The organism is Dyadobacter pollutisoli (assembly GCF_026625565.1).
Classification (GTDB): domain Bacteria; phylum Bacteroidota; class Bacteroidia; order Cytophagales; family Spirosomataceae; genus Dyadobacter; species Dyadobacter pollutisoli.
Genome location: NZ_CP112998.1, coordinates 6,252,490 through 6,271,334 on the forward strand (window position 1 = coordinate 6,252,490; position 18,845 = coordinate 6,271,334).

The 18,845-nt window shown below is 44.5% G+C and carries 16 protein-coding genes; 6 read left to right on the forward strand and 10 right to left on the reverse strand.

Annotated features, from left to right (window positions below):
• The first annotated feature begins 56 nt into the window (after window positions 1–56).
• Genes ON006_RS25760 through ON006_RS25770 form a run of 3 tightly spaced genes read left to right on the forward strand, consistent with a single transcriptional unit; the run spans window position 57 to window position 3,803 of the window.
• A complete protein-coding gene (locus ON006_RS25760; RefSeq protein WP_244824114.1) occupies window positions 57–1,760 on the forward strand; it encodes a S41 family peptidase in 1,704 nt (567 codons plus the stop codon).
• Between the two features lie 37 nt (window positions 1,761–1,797).
• Window positions 1,798–2,550, forward strand: coding sequence for an SDR family NAD(P)-dependent oxidoreductase (locus ON006_RS25765; protein ID WP_244824115.1), 753 nt, complete (start codon window positions 1,798–1,800; stop codon window positions 2,548–2,550).
• Between the two features lie 23 nt (window positions 2,551–2,573).
• The gene (locus ON006_RS25770) at window positions 2,574–3,803 is read left to right on the forward strand and encodes an MFS transporter (protein WP_244824116.1); all 1,230 of its coding nucleotides are present in this window, start codon (window positions 2,574–2,576) and stop codon (window positions 3,801–3,803) included.
• A gap of 96 nt (window positions 3,804–3,899) precedes the next feature.
• On the opposite strand, the gene ON006_RS25775 is transcribed toward ON006_RS25770, so the two are convergent.
• The 4 genes from ON006_RS25775 to ON006_RS25790 form a co-directional block, all read right to left on the reverse strand.
• Window positions 3,900–4,148 (reverse strand): DUF6364 family protein, encoded by a 249-nt coding sequence (locus tag ON006_RS25775; protein WP_244824117.1) that lies wholly within the window; start codon window positions 4,146–4,148, stop codon window positions 3,900–3,902.
• Between the two features lie 58 nt (window positions 4,149–4,206).
• The gene (locus tag ON006_RS25780; protein WP_244824118.1) at window positions 4,207–4,893 is read right to left on the reverse strand and encodes a peptidoglycan DD-metalloendopeptidase family protein; all 687 of its coding nucleotides are present in this window, start codon (window positions 4,891–4,893) and stop codon (window positions 4,207–4,209) included.
• 59 nt (window positions 4,894–4,952) lie between these two features.
• Window positions 4,953–7,526, reverse strand: a complete 2,574-nt coding sequence (locus tag ON006_RS25785) for a zinc-dependent metalloprotease (protein ID WP_244824119.1) — start codon at window positions 7,524–7,526, stop codon at window positions 4,953–4,955.
• Between the two features lie 84 nt (window positions 7,527–7,610).
• Window positions 7,611–8,546 carry a Ppx/GppA phosphatase family protein gene (locus ON006_RS25790; RefSeq protein ID WP_244824120.1) on the reverse strand — a complete coding sequence of 312 codons (936 nt, stop codon included), beginning with the start codon at window positions 8,544–8,546 and terminating at the stop codon, window positions 7,611–7,613.
• Window positions 8,547–8,703: 157 nt separating this feature from the next.
• Here ON006_RS25790 and rpsU point away from each other — a divergent pair, with 157 nt between their 5' ends.
• The 3 genes from rpsU to ON006_RS25805 all read left to right on the forward strand — a co-directional run bounded on the left by rpsU (window position 8,704) and on the right by ON006_RS25805 (window position 12,528).
• The gene (gene rpsU / locus ON006_RS25795; protein WP_026629542.1) at window positions 8,704–8,898 is read left to right on the forward strand and encodes a 30S ribosomal protein S21; all 195 of its coding nucleotides are present in this window, start codon (window positions 8,704–8,706) and stop codon (window positions 8,896–8,898) included.
• Between the two features lie 105 nt (window positions 8,899–9,003).
• A complete protein-coding gene (locus ON006_RS25800) occupies window positions 9,004–9,876 on the forward strand; it encodes a tyrosine-type recombinase/integrase (protein ID WP_244824121.1) in 873 nt (290 codons plus the stop codon).
• A gap of 66 nt (window positions 9,877–9,942) precedes the next feature.
• Window positions 9,943–12,528: a phosphoenolpyruvate carboxylase gene (locus ON006_RS25805; protein ID WP_244824122.1), complete on the forward strand. Its 2,586-nt coding sequence runs from the start codon at window positions 9,943–9,945 to the stop codon at window positions 12,526–12,528.
• A 60-nt stretch (window positions 12,529–12,588) separates the two neighbouring features.
• On the opposite strand, the gene ON006_RS25810 is transcribed toward ON006_RS25805, so the two are convergent.
• From ON006_RS25810 to ON006_RS25835, 6 genes are all read right to left on the reverse strand, one after another.
• Window positions 12,589–14,025, reverse strand: coding sequence for a lipopolysaccharide biosynthesis protein (locus ON006_RS25810; protein WP_244824123.1), 1,437 nt, complete (start codon window positions 14,023–14,025; stop codon window positions 12,589–12,591).
• A 24-nt stretch (window positions 14,026–14,049) separates the two neighbouring features.
• Window positions 14,050–14,583, reverse strand: coding sequence for a cupin domain-containing protein (locus tag ON006_RS25815; protein ID WP_244824124.1), 534 nt, complete (start codon window positions 14,581–14,583; stop codon window positions 14,050–14,052).
• A gap of 19 nt (window positions 14,584–14,602) precedes the next feature.
• Entirely contained in the window at window positions 14,603–15,511 is a 909-nt protein-coding gene (locus tag ON006_RS25820) for a glycosyltransferase family 2 protein (RefSeq protein ID WP_244824125.1), read from the reverse strand.
• 71 nt (window positions 15,512–15,582) lie between these two features.
• Window positions 15,583–16,080 (reverse strand): hypothetical protein, encoded by a 498-nt coding sequence (locus ON006_RS25825; protein ID WP_244824126.1) that lies wholly within the window; start codon window positions 16,078–16,080, stop codon window positions 15,583–15,585.
• Between the two features lie 113 nt (window positions 16,081–16,193).
• Window positions 16,194–16,661 (reverse strand): hypothetical protein, encoded by a 468-nt coding sequence (locus ON006_RS25830; protein ID WP_244824127.1) that lies wholly within the window; start codon window positions 16,659–16,661, stop codon window positions 16,194–16,196.
• 121 nt (window positions 16,662–16,782) lie between these two features.
• On the reverse strand, window positions 16,783–18,636 hold the full coding sequence (locus ON006_RS25835) for a M12 family metallo-peptidase (RefSeq protein WP_267609916.1): 1,854 nt from the start codon (window positions 18,634–18,636) through the stop codon (window positions 16,783–16,785).
• Between the last annotated feature and the right edge of the window lie 209 nt (window positions 18,637–18,845).

Here is an 18,845-nt window from a genome sequence, read left to right on the forward strand (position 1 = left end):
GAAAAATGTGCTCCGTGAGGGCAGATTTTATACCCCTTTCAAAAATCTCAACCAGCATGAATCCAGAAAAATCTCAGACACCGATTCATAATTCCAAGTCAGTGGTACGTTTGCCGATCATAATAGGCATTACCCTGGCAGCAGGGGTACTTTTAGGCAGTACGTTTTTCAGTGGCGGCAAGAAATTGTCTGACGTCGCAAAAGGGTACGCCAAGTACCGGGAAGTGCTGATGCTGGTGGAGAACAATTATGTCGATTCCGTAAATACAGACGAGCTGGTGGATTTTTCCATTGCCAAAATGCTCGAAAAGCTGGATCCCCATACCGCTTATTTTAATACCGAAGAAGCTACCGCTGCACGTTCCCAGCTCGAATCAGGGTTTGACGGAATTGGCGTGGAGTTCAATATTTATAACGATACCGTTTACGTAGTAACTCCTTTGAGCGGAGGGCCTTCTGAGACGGCCGGGATTCAGAGCGGTGACAGGATCATTTCTGTTAATAAAGAGAATCTATCAGGGCCGGGCGTTACTAATGCGCAGGTTTACAAATTGTTGAGAGGGAAAAGAGGTACCAAAGTTGACCTGGCCATTGAAAGGGTAGGGTTAAATGAAAAAATGAATTTCTCTGTCGTACGCGATCGTATTCCAACTTATTCGGTTGACGCGTCTTACATGGTGGATCAGGAAATTGGCTACATCAAAGTGAGCCGTTTTTCCGAAACTACATTTGATGAGTTCAAGTCAGCATTGAAAACATTGAAAGCGGAAGGACTCAAAAACCTGATCCTCGACCTCCGCGGTAACCCTGGCGGCTACATGGAACGGGCAACGAGCATGGCCGACGAATTTATCGCTGGCGACAAGCTTTTGGTATATACAGAAGGAAAAGACAGCCGGTTCGACAGAAAAACACGGTCGCACGTGGATGGGCTTTTTGAGCAAGGCCCATTGATTGTACTCGTAGACGAAGGCAGCGCGTCGGCGTCTGAAATTTTGGCGGGTGCTTTGCAGGATCATGACCGTGCATTGGTAGTAGGAAGGAGATCCTATGGAAAGGGATTGGTACAGATGCCGATCAAATTAGCCGACGGTTCGGAACTGCGATTGACGATTTCAAGATATTATACTCCAAGCGGCCGCAGCATTCAGAAACCTTACGAGCTAGGAAAAGGAGAGGATTATAGCTTAGATCTGTCGCACCGTTATGAAAGTGGTGAGCTGTTTAATGCGGATAGTATCAAATTTGATAAAACCAAAATTTATAAAACCGATGGTGGCCGCATTGTTTATGGTGGCGGCGGTATTACACCCGATATTTTTGTGCCAAAAGATACATTGCTGAACAGCAAGTACTTATTTGAATTATACTCCAAAAATATCATCAGAGAATACGCATTGCGCTATGCCAATGAGAATAAGAAAAAACTGGAAAAACAATCATTCAATGACTTCCTGACTTCGTTCCAGATCTCGGACGCTATGCTTGCGGAAATGGTTAAGGATGCATCCAAAGCCGGTATTAAGCCTAATGAGAAAGAGCTTCGTCATTCAAAATCACTGATTACTTCTCAGACAAAGGCGATCATAGGGCGGTACGTATGGGGAAGGAAGCAAAAGAACGGGCTGAATAATGAAGTTTTCCAGGTACTTAACCCTACGGATAATGTTTATCAGCAAGCTGTGCAGTTATTTAGCCAGGCAGCTCAGCTTGAAAAAGGCAAGTTCAGCAGCATGAACATTCCTAAAAACAAGGATTAAGCTGCTCATTAATATAGTAACGCATTAATAATTAGTAATGTCCCGAATTGCATTGATTACCGGAGCTACTTCCGGAATAGGAAAGGCAACCGCAGAAATTTTTGCCGACGCCGGTATTGACCTTATCCTTTGTGGCCGTCGTAAAGACAGGCTGGATGAAGTGGCTGAGATACTCGCTTCCAAGGTAAAAGTAACCACTCTTATTTTTGATGTCCGCGACAAAGGCGCAGTGCTGGCCATGATAGGCTCGCTGTCGGACGAATGGAAAAACATTGATATTCTGATCAATAATGCGGGTAATGCGCATGGCCTGGGATCGCTGGACGAAGGCGATACCGATGATTGGGACGCGATGATCGACGGGAATGTCAAAGGGCTGCTTTATGTATCCAAAGCGGTCATTCCATTGTTATTAGAGCGTGGCAAAGGTCATATCGTCAACATCAGTTCTATCGCAGGCAAACAAACTTATGCAAATGGCGCCGTTTATTGCGCATCAAAAGCAGCTGTGGAAGTACTGAGTGAAGGAATGCGACTGGAATTGACGCAGCACGGGATAAAGGTTACCAATGTCGCACCCGGCGCAGTTGAAACTGAGTTTTCCCTGGTAAGGTTTAAAGGAGACGAAAGTCGTGCGGAAAAAGTATATCAAGGTTTTGATCCATTACAGGCAGGGGACATTGCAGACGCTATTTTTTATGCAATCAATGCGCCTGATCGGGTGACCATCGCAGACATTACCATTCTTGCCGGCGCTCAGTCAGCTGCAACTACTATTCACCGGAAATAGAATTTTCCGGGTTTCTATTGCTTATGAAAACTTTCAATGAAGGCGCTGCTGCCGATACCGCGGCGACGCTTACTGCCTCACAAACCGTGTTTCCCATATTGTTAGCATTGAGTTTCTCGCACCTGCTTAACGATACCATGCAATCCCTGATCCCTTCCATTTATCCAATGGTTAAGGATTCTTTTCATTTAAGTTTTTCACAGATCGGGCTCATTACCTTTACTTTCCAGGTAAGCGCGTCGGTGTTTCAACCATTAGTAGGCTCTTATACCGATAAAAGACCGCAGCCTTACGCACTTGCTATCGGGATGTGTTTTACGCTGCTGGGGCTGGTTTCATTGTCAATGGCAAGCAGTTTTAACATTGTTTTGCTATCCGTCGGACTGATCGGGATCGGATCGGCTGTTTTTCATCCGGAAGCGTCCAGGGTTGCGCGCATGGCGTCGGGCGGGCGGCATGGGATGGCTCAGTCACTTTTTCAGGTAGGTGGAAATGCCGGTAGCTCGCTGGGCCCTTTATTGGCTGCATTGATTCTGTTGCCTTACGGAAGATTTCAAATCATCTGGTTCTCACTGGTAGCACTTCTGGCGATCATTATTCTATCGTGGGTAGGAGGCTGGTACAAGCAGAATCTGGCTCGAAATGTCGTCAAAAAGGCAGGTAGTGCTGTGAGGCAGGACACTCACCTTTCAAAGGGTAAAGTTGTATTTGCGATTACCATTTTGCTGTTGCTGATCTTCTCGAAATACATCTATATGAGCAGTATTTCAAGTTACTTCACTTTTTACCTGATCGATAAGTTCGGAGTGTCCATTCAAAGTTCACAGATATATCTTTTCGCATTCCTGTTTGCGGTGGCGGCTGGTACCTTCATTGGCGGCCCTGTCGGTGACCGTATCGGGCGTAAGTATGTGATCTGGATCTCCATTCTAGGTGCGGCTCCGTTTGCATTATTGCTTCCTTATGTCAATTTGTTTTGGACTGGTGTGCTGAGTTGCATTATTGGGCTAATACTTTCGTCGGCCTTTTCAGCGATACTGGTGTATGCCCAGGAACTGATTCCAGGCAAGGTTGGGATGATTGCAGGCTTATTTTTCGGTTTCGCCTTTGGCATAGCGGGAATAGGATCAGCGATACTAGGAAGCCTGGCCGACCAAACCAGCATCGAATACGTATTCCGTATTTGTTCTTTTTTGCCACTAATTGGCTTGCTGACAGGGTTTTTGCCTAATTTGGAGAAGAAAAAGGTTTGATTATCAGGCAGTTAATTTTAAGAAATCTTCGATACTATATACAGGCAGTGAGGGTAAGCCTGCTTTTTGAAAATTTTTATCTCGGGTTAGAAAACTTCAAAAGTCATATTTCTGAGATTGATCTTCGTAAAAATCCTTTTTTAGATCCTCGCTGTGGCTTATTTCCATAGAAGCATGCAATTGATGAACCATGTCAAAGATGTTGCTTTTTTCAAGCGGAGGTTTAACAATGCTTTTAAGATAGTCTTCTACGATTTGAGAAACGCTGACATGGTGGGCAGCCGCGTATTCTTTTACCAGCAACAGTACAGTGCTTTCAATAGTCAGGTTGAGACGAGATTTCATGCACTAAATATGCGCATAACTTTAAACATGCCCATAACTCCGAGAAGCTTTTTCAAAATCAAATCACCCCGTTTTCATTAATCCTCAAAATCAAATTGGGATCGGGACAAATGGATAGGTAATGCTCACGATCCTGGATGCTGCTTACGCCGGGGAAGTCGCCCGAGTATGCGCCTATATCACCAATGATCTGAAAATGAAGATGCGGCGGCCAGTCGCCATTTTCAGGGTAGGAACCAATTGAGGCAAATTTTTCGCCAGCGGATATGCTTTTCCCTTCATAAAGTCCATCCAGCGACACCAAGGATAAATGTCCGTAGAGCGTAAAGAATTTCAGGCCTTGTAATTCATGGCTTAAAATAATGGTCGGGCCATAGTCCCCATAGTGGTCATTGAATGCAAAACTATGGACGATACCATCGAGAGGCGCATAGATTGCTTCACCAGCCTCAGCCCAGATATCAGTACCGAGGTGAATGCTCCTCGGTTTTTCTTCCTCCGCAGTAAAATGCTTCCGATGACGGTAAATGACCCGATTTTCATCGTAGCCACCAATACCGATGAATGTATTTTCAGAAAGCATTTCTTCAAAAATATAATTTGAAAAGACCGCGGTCTCCGAAAAGTCTCTTTCCAATAAATCCAGATTACCGGCAGAAAAATCCAGCCTTCGGTAAGGCTTCGCATTGCGGATTACCGCTGCGAATTCAGCATGTTCCGGAAGTACTTTTTCGAGATTGTTCATAGCTTGGTTAAAAGCAAACTTGCCAAGTCTTCAAGACTTGGCAAGTTTTAGTCCTTATGTTATTTCGGATCAAGCGCTTGTTTGATGCGCTGTTGCACATCCTGCAAATGGTACTTTGTATTTTTATCGGTACTCCTCGCGATTGCACCTTGCAAAGTTGTTTTCAGACTTTCCAAATGCGCTCTCGCTACGGACGGCAGATCGGTTTTTTCCAGTTCCACCACTCTTGTTGAGTAGCCATAAGTAATTCCTACTGGTACCGACAACACATTGGCCTTGCCCGGTTTCAATAAATCGATTAGCTTTTCAGCGTAGACTTTTTGCAGGTTCCTGCGGTACAGGTCAATGCTTTTGCCCGTTTTTGCCTCTGACCAGATGCCGCTTTCCAGATCTGTAAAAAGGTCGTCAAGCGTGTAATTTTTAGCAGAAAGCCCTGTTTCCATTAATCTGACAGCCCTGTCGCCGGCAAAAAGAGACGTTAATGTATATTCCTGCAAAGCTTTTATTGCTTCAACCCCAGATTCAGGCTTGATTTTGTTCAGGATGTTCTGGTCCAGCAGCCATACCGGTGTTTTGAATAATTGATTGTTCAAAAATTCAATGGCGTCCTTCTGAGTAGCTTTTGGAACAGTCGTGAACGTCGAGCCGTCCATGTCGTATGTAGTTGGAGTGTCGTAAATACCACCGACATTTTTGATCACGTGACCCAGGTAGCGGCGGTACTGCGTTACCACATTACCATAAATTTCGTCCAGCTCCTTATAACTTTCACCGTCCTCCTTGCTCCATTCGATGAGGTTTGGGATAATCCTTTTGAGGTTTTTAATACCATATTCAGAAGCTTTCATAGCATTATCACTCAAATCCTCCGTCTGGTAACGCGGGTCGTACGGGCTGATTTCTGTACCGAAATGAAGACGGGCATCTTTATACGCTTCCTTAGTCAGATTGTTAAGCAATGCTTTTTCAGCTGCCACATCTTTGGCATCCGTGAAATTGGAATAACCCCATTGAATGGCCCATTTGTCGTAGTCACCGATTCTTGGAAAAAGATTGGTAACACCATCTTCCGGTTGTGCCACGTAATTGAAACGGGCATAGTCCATGATAGACGAAGTATGTCCATGCTGCTCTACCCAAGCCTTGTCACGCAGCTTTTCAACCGGAGTAGCGGAGCTGGCGCCCATATTATGACGCAACCCAAGTGTGTGACCAATTTCGTGTGAGGATACAAAACGTACCAGCTGGCCCATCAGCTCATCGTCGAATTTCTTTTTCCGCGCATTCGGATCCACCGCCGCAGCCTGAATAATGTACCAGTTACGCAGTAGCCGCATGACGTTGTGGTACCAACCAATGTGGCTTTCCAGGATCTCACCGCTTCTCGGATCATGTACGTTAGGCCCATAGGCATTCTGTATGTCAGCCGCGAAGTAGCGGATCACGGAATAGCGGGCATCTTCCAGGCTCATTGTCGTATCTTTTTCAGGCCAGTACTCGCCGCGAATGGCATTTTTCCATCCGGCTTTCTCAAATGCAGCCTGCCAGTCGTCCACACCTGCTTTCAGATATTTGCGCCATTTTTCAGGAGTTGCAGGGTCGATATAGTAAATGATTGGCTTCTTAGGCTCAATCAGTTCACCATTCTTTTGACGCTTTGCATCCTCTGCGTTTTTAGGCTCCAGTCTCCATCTCACCGCAAAAACTTCGGTATCAGACCGTTGAGATTCTTCTCCGAAAACAGCGTGCTGATTTGCGAAATAACCCACACGGCTGTCAAAGATCCTTTTGCGCATTGGTTTTTCCGGAAGCAGGATCAATGATGTATTCATTTCAAAAGTTACGACACCGGCATCCAGACCGGAAGGCAAATATTGACCAATGGAAGGCACAGGCGTTGTCGTAAGCAACTGAGGTGCAACTGAGAATGTCTTGACAGTCCTGATCTCGGTATTAATCGGGTATGAACTGATTTTTTCAATGTAGGAAGCCTCCTTTTTGAATGCGGTCAGTTTTAATAATTGCTTGCTGATTGAGCTCAGAGAAAACACCTGGTTGTCAGCATTGAAGAAATCAGTTACATCAATAACCGATGATTTTGCACCCGGATCTTTTTTAATGGCCTTGATGTCAAAAACCCCGATGATTGGGTCAGAATTGGAATTTTTTACAGCCTGAAAAATCGGTTTGGTACTGTCCGGGCTGGCCACAACAATGGTTACCGAGCGAAGCAGCAGATTGTTGTCCATTCCTTTTTCCCAGCGGATCATTTGCCTGTTTACTTCCTCTCCACCAAAAATACCTCCGCCCGCAGCAGTTTTCGAATAACGGGTTACAGCCATAATGTCGTGGTCAAGCAATGAATCAGGGATCTCGAAATACCACTTTTCATCCATTTTGTGAACAGAGATCATTCCTTTCTGGCTTACTGCACTGGTGTCGATCAGATCTTTGAAAGCTTTGGGACCTTTCTTCTTGTCGTCTTTGAGCTTGTCTTTGACGGCGGATGCAACTGCATCGACGGCCTTGTCAATCTTGACATCTTCCTGTTTCTTTTTCTTTCTTTGCGCCTGAGCGTCATTCACATACACGAAAACGAGTCCCGTGAGAAGAAGGTAGCGTATTAATCTCATAGAGTTGGTTTGATAAATACTGAATTCACAAAAATAAGAACTTGCACTACAGTGCAAGCGAATAATACATCGGTGGTAACTTAATTATTTTGACATTAATTCGGCCAGAACGCCTTCTTTCAAAGCATAGCTGGAAACCTGTAATTTCCGGATTCCATAGCTTTTCAGTACATAATCGACGAGGCAAACGGCTACGACGATCATGTCGACCCGCAACTCGATCATTCCAGGAATGTTCAGTCTTTGGGAATGATTTCCAGACAATATAAGAGCGTAAGCACGATAGAACTCTTCGAGTGGTAATTCAAAATCGGTCTGAGCGCGGGGTGGCCAGTCATTGGTGCGGTAATGAAAATCAATGTCGACCAAAGTATCGAATGTGCCTGACGAGCCGACCAGTTTCTCAGGAGCATACTGATGTACCGCATTGGCGAGCGGGATCAGGTTCTCTTCGAAATGATTGTAGAGACCTTTTCTGTCGGCCTGGGACAGCGGATCGTTGCGCATGAATTTCTCCAAAAGTCGCTGCCCGCCGATTTCGAAGCTTTGCTTCCAGAAGATTTGAGATTGATTGCCAATGATAAATTCGACACTTCCGCCGCCAATATCCATAATGAGCGACGGAGAATCTCCAATGTCAGCCCCGTGCCTTACACCATAGTAAATGTATTCGGCTTCTCTGTTTCCGTCAATTACGGTAATGTCGATGCCCGTTTTGGCAAGAATCTGATCGCAAAAGTCAGTTCTGTTATCAGCATTTCGAATGGCGCTTGTCCCGAATGCGAATGTATTTTCAGGTTCAACGTCAAACGAATCCAGCTTTTCCCGGAAATACAAGAGAACATCCATCGCCCTGCCGATTGCTTCCGGCGTAATGATCCGCTTGTTTATTCCGCCCAAACCAATCCTCGCTGGCCTGCTTTCATGAAAAATACTAGTAAAGCTTTTCGCGTTTTTGTCGACGATCAGCAGATGAAAAGTATTTGTTCCTAAGTCAATAATTCCCAGTCGCGAGCTCATATCGGGCTGTTTTATCAGTTAATGGGTTTCCTATCAGTGCAATGATTGCAAAAATAACCTAATATTAATGACTTATTTCTTGATTTTCTGTTTGATATAGCTTTTCTTTGCAGTCCGATTTCAGAAACCAATTCAAAGAACATTATTTTTTATAAGCATGCTTATTATAAACATTAAAGACAACGAATCGATTGACCGCGCTCTTAAGCGTTACAAGAAAAAATTTGAAAGAACTGGTACAATGCGCCAGCTTCGTGCTCGTACTGCTTTCGAAAAACCATCTGTTAGACGTCGTTTCGAAGTTTTGCGTGCCGTTTACAAAGAAAAAACTTACGGTCATTTAGAAGACTAGTTCTCCGGAATTGCTTTCTGAAAGATTTCGATAGGATTATTGTATCCATTCCATATGAAAAAGAGCTGTCTTGTGTTAGACGGCTCTTTTTCGTATGTTAGTCCTATGATAACCGCTTTCCTGGAATTTTTGAAATTTGAAAAACGATCCAGCGTTCACACTGTCAAGTCTTATGAGACCGATCTGGACCAGTTTCAGAAATACCTGCGTTTTCAATATGAATGCAAGCAACCCGAATCTGCAACGTCTCCTATGTTGCGTTCCTGGGTTGTAAGTTTAATGGAAGAAGGGCTTAATCCTTCCTCAATTAATCGAAAAATAGCCTCTCTCCGCGCTTACTATGGTTTTTTGAGAAGAAAGAAACACATTGACAAGGATCCTACAAAAATTCTATCGGCATTAAAAACGCGCAAAAAGCTTCCGGCATTTGTAGAAGAAAAGGCTATGGAAATGCTTTTTGAGGCAGATACATTTACGGACGATTTCGGAGGGATCCGTGATCGGGTGATTCTGGAACTGCTTTATGGAAGCGGCATCCGTCTTGCAGAACTCATTAGTCTGGAAGAAAAAGACCTGGACCTGGCTGGGCGGACTATTCGGGTTTTTGGAAAAAGAGCGAAGGAACGTATCGTACCGCTTTCGACATCATTGATCGTTTTGTTGCGGAAATATCTGGCACAAAGAGCTCCGGTGGAAAACGTGGATTCATTGATTATAACCGATTCAGGAAAAGAGGCTTATCCGGTTTTTATACAGAGAACAGTAAAGAAATATTTATCAGCTGTCACCACGCTTTCTCAAAAAAGTCCTCATGTTTTACGTCACACTTATGCCACGCATTTGCTAAACCGGGGCGCGGATCTGAATGCGATTAAGGAACTTTTGGGGCATGCTAATCTGGCCGCAACGCAGATCTACACGCACAACTCTATTGAAAAGCTCAAAAAAACACATCAACAAGCCCATCCCAAGGCCTGAAACCCGTTTTTTAGAAGTATATTTGCCTCCATTGCAGATTTCAAAATATAATTTCGTCACTCCCATATGAATAACAGTTTCCAGGACGCAGTTGTAACGAAGTACAATATTTTTAATAGCCTTTTTCTGAGTTTGCCGTATCGCGGTATTTTTCAGACAGGCTCGTTACTTCCCATACTTACCCAGCAAAGTGAGATAGGATTTCAGGAGGGCAAGTCCCCCAAGGAAATCATTGAACATTTTTTTTCAGAGCTTCTGGAAACGGCCACGCCGAAGGAACGGGCGGATTTGCTCTTTGCTTTTATCCAATACATTGAAAGACAGGTTGTTCTTTTCGACTCAGTAGAGGATGCCGCATTTGATCAGACGCATGACCTGACCGGAAAAGGCTCCGTAACTTACCTGACAGAGCGTCTGGATAGCGACGATTTAAAGAGAAAACTGCTGACGAAGCTGGAAGATTTCAGCGTGCGAATCGTGCTTACGGCGCATCCTACCCAGTTTTACTCCGGAAAGGTATTGGGAATTATCAATGACCTGGAAGATGCGATCAAAGTGAATGATTTTACGGAAGTAAATCAGCTGTTGTTGCAATTGGGTAAAACTGCATTTATTAATCACGAAAAGCCAACGCCTTTCGATGAAGCGGTGAGCCTTTGCTGGTTTTTGGAAAATGTATACTACGACGCCATTCCTGCCATTCTTGAAAAGCTGATCAATGGTCTGGGAATGAGTGTGCATGACTGGCCTTATCCGAATGTTTTCAGACTTGGGTTCTGGCCAGGCGGCGACCGCGATGGCAATCCGTTTGTAAATCCGGAGACTACATTACAGGTTGCTGCAAGACTGAGGGAGACTTTGCTAAGAGGCTACTACCGCGATTTGCGTCAATTAAAACGTCGTTTGACCTTCAAAGGAGTGGATGACGCGATTTCGCTGGCCGAAAGAAAGATGAACAGCACTATTTTCGGGCCGTTCGAAGAAGGATATGATAATGCACAGGAACTGATCGACGAATTGCTGAAAGCGAGAGAAGTACTCGTCAGCAAGCATCAGGGCCTTTTTGTTGAACTACTTGACAATTTTATATTGAAGCTGAATATTTTCGGCTTCTTCTTTGCCAGTTTGGATGTACGGCAGGATAGTCGCAAGCATGCCAAGGCTTGGGAAGACATTTTGAAAAGGCTTGAAAAGAAGATCCCTTTGCTGAAATACAGTGATTACGAAAGCTGGGATGAAGCCAAAAAAATCGATCTGCTCCTGTCGCTCAACATTCCGTTGCGGGACGAAGACTACGAGGATACGCTTACAAAAGACATTCTAGGCTCTATCAGGGCTATCAAGACCATCCAGGCTAAGAATGGAGAAAAAGGTGCTCACCGTTACGTGATCAGCAATAATACCTCAGCATTGAATGTAATGCAGGTAGTGTCGCTGGCCAAAAACCTGATCGCTGGTGAAGACGGCAAGCTGGCCCTGGATGTAGTACCTCTTTTTGAAACGGTGGATGACCTTGCGAATGCGCCGGGCATTATGCGCAAGCTATACGAAAACGATTACTACCGTACACATTTGGAAAACCGTGAGAACCACCAGACGATTATGGTAGGGTTCTCGGATGGTACCAAGGATGGCGGTTACCTTCGTGCCAACTGGTCTATTTACCGGGCGAAGGAGGAACTGACCAAGGTTTCCCGCGAGTTTGGCATCAAAGTCACATTCTTTGATGGCCGTGGAGGGCCTCCTGCACGTGGTGGTGGTAACAATCATAATTTTTATTCGTCGCTGGGAGCTGATATTGAGGATAAGGAAATTCAGCTAACCGTTCAGGGGCAGACTATCAGCTCGAATTATGGAACGGTAACCACGGCTATGTACAACCTGGAAAGATTGTTCACGGCTGGTTTGGAAAACCATTTGTTCAGAGGAAACCGGGTTGAAGACGAACTAAGCGAAGAGGACAAGGTTCTGATTGAAGAAATGGCCGTGATTGCCTATGACTCTTATCTTGATCTTAAAAATCATCCAATGTTCGTGAAATATCTGGACAAGAAAACGCCGCTGCGTTTTTACGGGCAGACCAACATAGGAAGCCGCCCTACCAAACGTGGGAATGACGACGAGGGATTGAAATTTGAAGATTTGCGTGCTATCCCGTTCGTAGGGTCCTGGGCGCAGATGAAGCAGAATGTGCCTGGTTTCTATGGATTTGGATCGGCTATTCAGGAGTTAGCGAAGAGCAACAAAACGGAAGATATCAAGCAGCTTTACAAGAAGTCATTATTCTTCCGGACGCTGATCGAAAATTCCATGCAATCGCTGTCGAAGGCGTTTTTCCCTGCTACAAAATATCTCCGCGACGAGCAGGAGTATACAGAGTTCTGGGACAAAATGTATGACGAATTCTTACTGACGCGGGAGCAATTACTTGAAGTATCAGGTCAAAAGGAGCTGCTTGACAGTAACAATGTGACCAAGGTATCCATCAAAACACGCGAGCGTATCGTTCTTCCGCTGATCACCATTCAACAGTATGCGTTACAAATGCTGGCAGGCGATCCGAAAAAGCTGCCGGTGGATGTGGAGACTTACAACCAGTTGATTATGAGGGCAATGTTTGGGATTATTAATGCTGCCCGAAACTCGGCATAGTAGTCAGATAAAATATATTTGGAGCACCGGTTATTCATTGGCCGGTGCTTTTTTATTCGGCTAGATTGGCTTGATCATCAGTAGCTCAGGGTGAAATACCTTTATGAGCAGTCCGTAAGATGCGATGCCGATTATAATGGAGATGCCCAATTCGTAAGCAGGTAAAAGCTGATCACCCAACGCCAGACGAAACAAGACAATCAAAAATAGCATTGCAAGACTAGGGAAGCCATTTTTAATGATTATTCTGAGCATTGTTGCGTTTGTGACCGGTATCAGCTGTCCTACAAAGTGATTGTAAATAAAGAAACTGATCAAACTCGTCACTACGACACTTTCGGCGACACCTTCAAGCCCAAAATTAAGGCCGACCAAAATCCCTGCCACAGCGACTACCCGGGTAATGGTGGTTGTTTTTAGGTAAGTTCTGGTTCTGCCCACTGCCTGATAAATGGCCCCTGGGAAAACACAAATCTCGAAAAGAGAAGCAATGCCCAATATGCGTAACACAGGAACTGCCGGAAGCCATTTTGCACCCATAATGACAGGGACCGCCAGGTCGCAGACAGATGCAAAGCCTATAATGATTGGAAAGCCGATCAATGTTGAAAGTGAAACCACTTTTAAATAGTACTTGCTCATGGATCCTGGTTCCGTCTGGATCTTGGAAAGTGCCGCGAAAACGACTTGTGAGATTCGTCCCTTAATGTTTGAAATCGGCCACATATAGAGGCTATATGCGAGGCTGTAAATTCCCAATACACCAGTACCCATCCATTTCCCAATCAAAATATCATCTATACGCCGACCGAACAGCAGCACGAATTGCGAGAGTGATTGGGGGATTCCGTAGCGAAGTAGTTCCTTGATTTCCCCGCGGCTGGGAGCGAATGTAAACTTCGGCCACGCAACAAAACAAAAATAAATGGTCCTGATACTCTGCAACAGGAATAATCTAACGATCAGCGCCACCCATCCATAGCCGGCATAGGCCATGTACAATGAAATAATTCCGGAAATAATGATGCTGAAAAATGAGGTGGCGGCGATTTTGTCAAATGATAATCGTCTTTGCAGCTCCGCCAGAGGGAATGTCTCTAAAAATTGAAATGGTATCGACAGACTGAGCAATAGGAAGACGTTTTTGAGATCAGGGTTTTCGTAAAAAGACGCCAGGTATGGTGAAAGCGCCCAGATGATCAGCATCATGAGAATGGCCGAGCCTCCCGCAATGATGAGTACAGCTGAATAAAATTGATCGGACAAAGTCTGTCGCTGTGTCAATGCGGAGGTACTTCCAATGGAACCGAATGACTCAATCAAACCCACGAGCGCCAGTGCTGCAGCCATGATCCCGAAATCATTAGGTTCGAGCAGGCGGCTCAAAATTAATGTAATACCAATGTTGCTGAGCTGTCCCGCAAAGGACAGGATCAGGTTCCATCGGATGCTCGAAAAAACGGAATTTTCAAATGTATCTAAACCGTCCTTTACCAATTTGGATAATGATTCAAATCGAAGTTATGAGAATGTGTACGGGATCTCCGGCGAATCCATCGGAATTCTCCAATGGTCCGGATTGTCGTACTGGTAAGCTTTATCTACTATATTGAGCAATGCGGCAGGCTCGCTTGTGTAGTTCTGGACGCCATGCCATACTCTGGGAGGAACTATAACCAACATTGGCCTCAGTTCTCCACACCGAAATTCGTTAATTTGTCCATAAGTAGGGGATTCTTCGCGCGCATCGTACAGGACGATTTTAATGGACCCGTTATTTACGAAAATCCGGTCGGTAGTAATTTCGTGGGCATGCCAGGCAGAAATGCCATGAGGATTGAGCGAAACCTGGAAAATTTGGGCTACCGTTAATTCGTCCAGCTCCCAGTCCTGCCGATAAATTTCGGTCAGATAGCCATTATTTTTGATAACGTTTTTGACTTCCTTTACAAAAACACCGTCAATAAACGTAAGGCTGGAAGGGTTCCATTGAGCCGTGATACTTTTGGGGTCTTTGATTGCGCCATCAATACCCCATTTTGAAGTTTGTAACATGGTGAGTAAATAATTTAGGTTAATTCAATCCTCTTCTTTTACGATAGTTGAGTAGGACGCCGCCTTTTCCAAAATTCCTTCTGATATTAAATTCAATGGTGTTGAAGCCAAATTTTATAAACAATGCCTGGATTTTTTTTGTAAAAAACCGCCAGTAGTAAGTGTTCTCATCGTAATAAAGTTGTTCAAAACATTTATATAACGTCTTGGTAGCCAGTTGCTCCCGGAAAAACGGGTTGTTTTTTAGTTGCTCAAAATAATAGCTGTTATCGTCGAAATGTCTCTCGCTGTACGCATTTTTGCGCGAGCTCGATGGAATGGCAATCACGGTGAAATGCTTCGTAGGCAAAATGCGCTTGCCCGCTTCATAAACCCGTTTGAGCCAATCGTGTGAAGGAACCAGATAGAGTTCTTTACCCGGTCGCCAGAAGCCAATTTCTTGGACTAATTCGCTACGGAGCAACCAATTCGACGCCGGTACGAAGATCTGTGAAGGGTGATAGCCGTATTTTTCAGAAATAACCCCGCTGAGGATAAAGAGATGTTTTTCTTTGTGATGGTCAATAAACCCGGCGGCTAGTACAAGATCTGCATTGTTGGCTTTTAAGAAGTTGAGGGAAAATTCGAGATGATCAGGAAACCAAAGATCGTCATGGTTCAGGAATGCAATGTAATTCCCTTTGGCTAGCCTCAAACCTGCATTATTGGGTTCAGACTGTTCTCCGAAGTTTTCCTTTAAATTGACGAAAGTTATCCTGGGATCATTAAAACCCGCCACAACAGTTTCGGTATCATCAGTGCAGCAGTCTCCCACCACGATCAGCTCCCAATCGGCAAACGTTTGATCCAGAACAGACTGAATGGAGTATGTCAGAATGTTACTGCGATTGTATGTCGCGGTAATGATAGAGATAACGGGGGTTTGCATTGATTATAAAGAAGCCGGTCTGGCAATCTTACTGCAAATTAATTATCAGGATACCGGGAGACCTCAGATTTTTACAAATGTCGTTTCACCGGGGTTACTATTTTGGTGTGGAATTGGCCATTAGTAAAACGAAGGGTATCTTCAAAGGAATTGGAATATCTCTTAGAACGTAAGACAAAGGAAACGCTGAAAGTGCCCTTAATTTCCATACTTCCATTTTCCTGATATTCATTTAGATGCAGATAATTCTCTTCCAGGGACAAAATCTCATATCGATCTCTGAATATATCTTCATCGATAAAGGTTTCAAGCGTAGCCTGTACAAAAAGCGTATCCTTGCAAAATGTTTCGCTTACAGGTGCAACGTGATACCGTCCTGGTTTGACCGGAATTTTTTCGAACGATAATAACTGTTGCAACACCCCCTCAGAGTCATAAAGCATCGAATAAACAGAAATGCTTTTTCGGAAACAGTTTGCAGAATCGGGCTTAGTGGTGAAGCCGCGAACGGTTTGGTATGCATTGTTATACGTTTTTTGCCAAGCCCTTCCATTGACCTTGGCTTTCATGTATCCCCAGGAATTTAGGGGAATTAAGCTTCCACGTTCACAAGCGGTTAAGAAGAAAATAATGGTTGACAACACGATGCGGGTTGGCAAATGGCATTTTGCGATGTAGGTATTCATTTGTCGATGATCTTTGTATGGAATTTTCCGTCGGTAAATCGCAGCGTATCTCCCGGATATTCGGTGCTCCCATGATTGTCAAAAACGACCGTCATCTCAAATCGCCCTTTCAGTTCTTTTGTATCCGGGTTATACTCCTCGATTTCAATGTAATTCTCCTCTTTTTCAAAGACATCGTAGCTTGCGCCCAATACGTCATCATCCATATATTGTAAGTACCCATAAACGGGGTCCGAATCTAGGCAAAAACCCAGTTTTAATGGCACTACCTTGTATCTCCCGCGAACGAGAGGCACCTTAATGAAAGTCAATTCTTGCTTTAAAAGACCCTCGTTATTATAAAGTCGACTGGTCAGGTACAAAAAATCACTTTGACAAGGTATCGCTGAACCAGGTTGTCCTTTGATTACATGTGTCAGTTGATAAGCATTTTTGTAGCTATCCTTCCAATTTTTTCCTTTCACATTGGCAGTTAGGTAGCCCCACGATTGTTGATGGGGTAGGGGGCCGACTATTTGACAACTTTTCAACATAACGAGAAGCATCGTCATACATATGTAGCGTATATGTCTCATATCTGTCCGGCTATTTTGCTACAACTACTCGTCGTATCTGGGTATCTCCGTTGACATTCAATCTGAGCAGGTAGGTTCCTGGTGAGACTTCGCCGCTGTTCCATGTGATTGAATATCTTCCCTTGGGTATGTTCGGGCGGTCTTCAAGAATTGAAATAACCTGTCCTGAGAAATTTAAAACATCAAGTTTGACAGGCGCATCCGACGGAAGAAAGAAAGACACCTTGACTTGATCCTCAACGGGGTTAGGGGAGACCAACATTTCTGCTGTTTGGTCATGAACGGGATCATTTTGTGAGGATGTCACCTTATATGGGCTTGGCATCTGAGCGGTTACAGAGATATAAGCCGTCGATGATTGGCCATTTGCGATAACGGTACCCTTCAGGTAAATTTTTTGATTTTGATAAAAATACCAGGTGAATACATCAGTGGTTGTATTGGATAATGTATAATTCACCCCGTCATAGCTGTATTGCCAGGAGAAGCTATAAGGAGCTGATCCACAGCTATAATTTAATTCGTAGTTTTTCCCACCCTGGGTGGTGACGTATGTTGGTCCGTCCAGATAGGCAACAAATGGAGGACTGGGGTCAGGCCTGAATGCACCGACAATCGAGCATGATTGACCAACCCGAAGGGCATTGTTCTCATTGTTTGTGCCAGTGGCTTTACCTCCTACTTGAATATTCGGATTGGAGAAGTTAAGCAACCGGTTTGCTGCCTGAGTTTCTGATATGCTTTTGCCAACCATTATGGTTCTATCAATCGTAATACCTAATGTTTTTATATTATATCCCTGCGCATGTGCAGGATTGCCAGGAATATTATCGTGCCTACTGCCAAACAAATGTCCAACTTCATGTGCAAATGTTTTTACCGAAGTGGCGCACCAATATTCAACAACAGAATACATGGAATCGGCAGTTACCGAGACTGAAGCGGATGCTCCTCGGGTATCCCCATCACTGTACCCCTGACCAGTGAAGATTACTACCAAATCTGCTTGGAATTGATCTCGGAGGCTTTTTGCAAAGGCATTTCCCACGAGTTTCTTTACATCAACATTAGCAGAGGATGATTCTGGGAAATTAATTGGAGAGATTCCGGCGAGCTGAATAACGGCGGCACTCGTGATATTGCTATTATAAATACAGGAGTTAAACTGAGCTATTGATAAATTCGCACGGTCTGTGATGGCTTGCACATTTCCCGCAACGACCAACGCATTCGGCGTGTAAAGCACCAGCACCCGCGGAAACACCAGCGGCTGGCATGGCTGCATTTTTGCATTTGAGTCAATCTTTGGCTCAGGCTGTAAGTCGGAGGCTCCTAATCTACCTCCACTCCTCATGTCGTCGCTAGTCACACAACCCACATCGCCGGCAGTCGCCATATCTATTTCCTGCAGGCAATATATACCTCCCGGCGCGGGAAAGATTTCGTACACACCTTCGGGCGTGGAGATGTGGGCGCAAATCCTGCCTGCTTTCGACAGGACGATGACCGTTCCGCGGTCCTCATCCGTTTTGCCTATCCATTCGTAGTCGGTTTCGGATTCGTATTCAACGTGGCTGGCTTCTGCAATGATTGGGGTTTGTTTGCCGGGAATGTCCAATGCAAGCATGCCGTCTTTTTGCGAACTCGCCAATGGATTGAGCTTGATGAAATGATATTGGCTAAGGTTCGGGTTTTTGCGGAGCCTGAGTTTGTAAGCATTCATTTCGGTACTTTCCGGAACGTTGCCTGAGGGCACGATCTGTATGAATTGGCCCGTCTGCGCATGGGAGCGCGTGGCACTTATGGAGAGCAGAAGAGTAAAAACAAAGATTGTCGTGTCAAAAGAGGTAAGTAATTTCTGCATAGTAGCAAGTGATTTGCCGTGTTGATGGTTATACTAATTCTTTTGAAATGTTATATTATTTCTTGGATAGGCAAAATTATTTTGAAGGCAATGATTGGTAGGCCAATAATTGAGGACTAACGGGAGCTTTGAGGCAAACCGGTTCAACATTTGACAATTTTCCATGCAATTATTAGTAGACGAATAGTTGGAGAGGCTTATACTGGTAA

Bases quoted from the DNA above. Each gene is read 5' to 3' on its own strand.
- ON006_RS25760 (WP_244824114.1), top strand. From the start codon at position 57: ATGAATCCAGAAAAATCTCAGACACCGATTCATAATTCCAAGTCAGTG.
- ON006_RS25765 (WP_244824115.1), top strand. From the start codon at position 1,798: ATGTCCCGAATTGCATTGATTACCGGAGCTACTTCCGGAATAGGAAAG.
- ON006_RS25770 (WP_244824116.1), top strand. From the start codon at position 2,574: ATGAAAACTTTCAATGAAGGCGCTGCTGCCGATACCGCGGCGACGCTT.
- ON006_RS25775 (WP_244824117.1), bottom strand. From the start codon at position 4,148: ATGAAATCTCGTCTCAACCTGACTATTGAAAGCACTGTACTGTTGCTG.
- ON006_RS25780 (WP_244824118.1), bottom strand. From the start codon at position 4,893: ATGAACAATCTCGAAAAAGTACTTCCGGAACATGCTGAATTCGCAGCG.
- ON006_RS25785 (WP_244824119.1), bottom strand. From the start codon at position 7,526: ATGAGATTAATACGCTACCTTCTTCTCACGGGACTCGTTTTCGTGTAT.
- ON006_RS25790 (WP_244824120.1), bottom strand. From the start codon at position 8,546: ATGAGCTCGCGACTGGGAATTATTGACTTAGGAACAAATACTTTTCAT.
- rpsU (WP_026629542.1), top strand. From the start codon at position 8,704: ATGCTTATTATAAACATTAAAGACAACGAATCGATTGACCGCGCTCTT.
- ON006_RS25800 (WP_244824121.1), top strand. From the start codon at position 9,004: ATGATAACCGCTTTCCTGGAATTTTTGAAATTTGAAAAACGATCCAGC.
- ON006_RS25805 (WP_244824122.1), top strand. From the start codon at position 9,943: ATGAATAACAGTTTCCAGGACGCAGTTGTAACGAAGTACAATATTTTT.
- ON006_RS25815 (WP_244824124.1), bottom strand. From the start codon at position 14,583: ATGTTACAAACTTCAAAATGGGGTATTGATGGCGCAATCAAAGACCCC.
- ON006_RS25820 (WP_244824125.1), bottom strand. From the start codon at position 15,511: ATGCAAACCCCCGTTATCTCTATCATTACCGCGACATACAATCGCAGT.
- ON006_RS25825 (WP_244824126.1), bottom strand. From the start codon at position 16,080: ATGAAAGCCAAGGTCAATGGAAGGGCTTGGCAAAAAACGTATAACAAT.
- ON006_RS25835 (WP_267609916.1), bottom strand. From the start codon at position 18,636: ATGCAGAAATTACTTACCTCTTTTGACACGACAATCTTTGTTTTTACT.